The organism is Aneurinibacillus thermoaerophilus (genome assembly GCF_900099925.1).
Lineage (GTDB): Bacteria > Bacillota > Bacilli > Aneurinibacillales > Aneurinibacillaceae > Aneurinibacillus > Aneurinibacillus thermoaerophilus.
In genome coordinates this window covers 1-1,689 of sequence record NZ_FNDE01000087.1, presented here as the reverse complement: position 1 = coordinate 1,689, position 1,689 = coordinate 1, and the positions used below count along the sequence as shown (strand labels likewise).

Annotated in this window: 2 protein-coding genes and 1 pseudogene; 2 read left to right on the top strand and 1 reads right to left on the bottom strand. The window is 33.9% G+C overall.

Annotated elements, in window-relative coordinates:
- Nucleotides 1–130: 130 nt before the first annotated feature.
- Both BLR88_RS18745 and BLR88_RS18740 read left to right on the top strand, forming a co-directional pair.
- Entirely contained in the window at nt 131–775 is a 645-nt protein-coding gene (locus tag BLR88_RS18745) for a hypothetical protein (protein WP_139185043.1), read from the top strand.
- A 129-nt stretch (nt 776–904) separates the two neighbouring features.
- Complete coding sequence (locus BLR88_RS18740; protein ID WP_057899847.1) at nt 905–1,144, top strand: hypothetical protein; 240 nt, start codon at nt 905–907, stop codon at nt 1,142–1,144.
- Between the two features lie 150 nt (nt 1,145–1,294).
- Here BLR88_RS18740 and BLR88_RS20280 read toward each other — a convergent pair.
- A pseudogene (locus tag BLR88_RS20280) lies at nt 1,295–1,590 on the bottom strand (IS3 family transposase); the annotation flags it as partial.
- Nucleotides 1,591–1,689: the final 99 nt, after the last annotated feature.

Sequence of the window (1,689 nt, the reverse complement as noted above, 5' to 3'; positions counted from 1 at the left end):
TGAACCATAGCTCCTCTCAGATGTCTATGGTTCTTATTGTAGGTTGGGGAATTTTATTCCGGCTATATTGGGGATTTTATCATCGGCTTTAACAACGATTGTAGCGATTGTCATTTTTTCAATCCTGTATATGAAATATTACAAAGTATTAAAAGAAAATATGAGAAACTACAAAAAAGCAATTTTAGGAACGGTAGTTGCAACTATGGTTTTAGGTTCCCCTGTTTCTTCATTTGCTGCTAATGCAGAGGAAACGGCTCCAATATCAAAGTATGTAAAACTTGATAAGGCAGTAGAAGAAAAAGGAATCTATCGTACTTTCACTGAATGGGATGGAAAAACTGGTGAGATGGAACTTAACTTTAATAGTGGAGAGGTAAAATTTAACGGAGAAATATTACCCTTGAAAGTGGAACGTCAGCAAAGCAATCAGTCAAAAAGCAACTTTGCTCTTACAGCACTTCCAGGTTACAAATATGTTGGAACCCTAACAGGGCATACAAAAGTTAATAAAGATAGTATAGAGTATGCAAGTTATTTAATAGGTCTATACACTAAATTAGGGGTTGGAGTTATTACTAATATTTTATCTAAAATGCTTCGTGACAATATTCCGGATGCTTATTATGCGTATGATCTATACGAGAAAAATCCAATGACTGACAATTGGTATCAATATACAGAAACAACTTTCTATACAGATTCAGCCAGAAAGAAAAAATATAGCGGGCCTCATAAAAGCATTGAATTTAAGGTATATTTACCTAATAGTTAAGTAGATTCAATTTATATATTTTAGTAGACAAGTTATTTGTTGTAAAATTATTAAAAAACTTAAATTACATCTGTATATTTTTGAAATATACAGATGTGTTTTTTATTTTTAGACTGAAGGAGGATAGATATGTTTATTAATCCTTATAAAAATCGTTTACCGTTATTTTTATTTCTTGAACTATCAATAACTGTTGTGCTTGTAGGTTTTATTATTTTTGCTATAAGAACAAATCAACATTTTAACACCATTGCATTATTAGCCTCTCTTATTTTCCTTATACGTTATATTGAAAAACCAAAAAAAGTAGGAAACTTATTGTTGTTTTTAATTATTCTGTCTACGTGGTTAGGAATACGCTTTACTTAAAAATAAAATATGTACAAAACATCCCGGCCACGCCGGGTTATTTTTGTTCTATTTTATAACATAAGAAGAACATTAAAAATACAAAAAACAAAAAGCCCTAGAAGGGGCTTTGTGAACTGTAACCCTAAAAGTAGACACTAAAAAAAGAACCTATACACTGAGAAGGTGACTCCGATATTCATTTGGAGTCATCTTTTTTAATGTCCACTGGTAGCGGTGGCAGTTGTAGTCATAGATATAGTCAGACACGAGCTCAACGAGCTCGTTAAAACTTATGCAATCTAAGTAGTCTAACTCGTCCTTCATATGACCAAAAAAGGATTCCATTGGGGCATTTCCCAACAGTTTCCCTTTCGAGACATGGAGGGGGGCAAACCAAGTTCTATGCTCCGCTTCTGATAAGCTGGATTCATGTAATGAACACCCTGATCTGAATGTAAGATTGCTTCTGGTCGGTGATCCGTAAGAAGAGACGTTTCTTTGGCAAACAACCATCCGTAGTGTACCCAAACCTTCTTGCACGCCAGTTTAAGGCAGAAGCACCA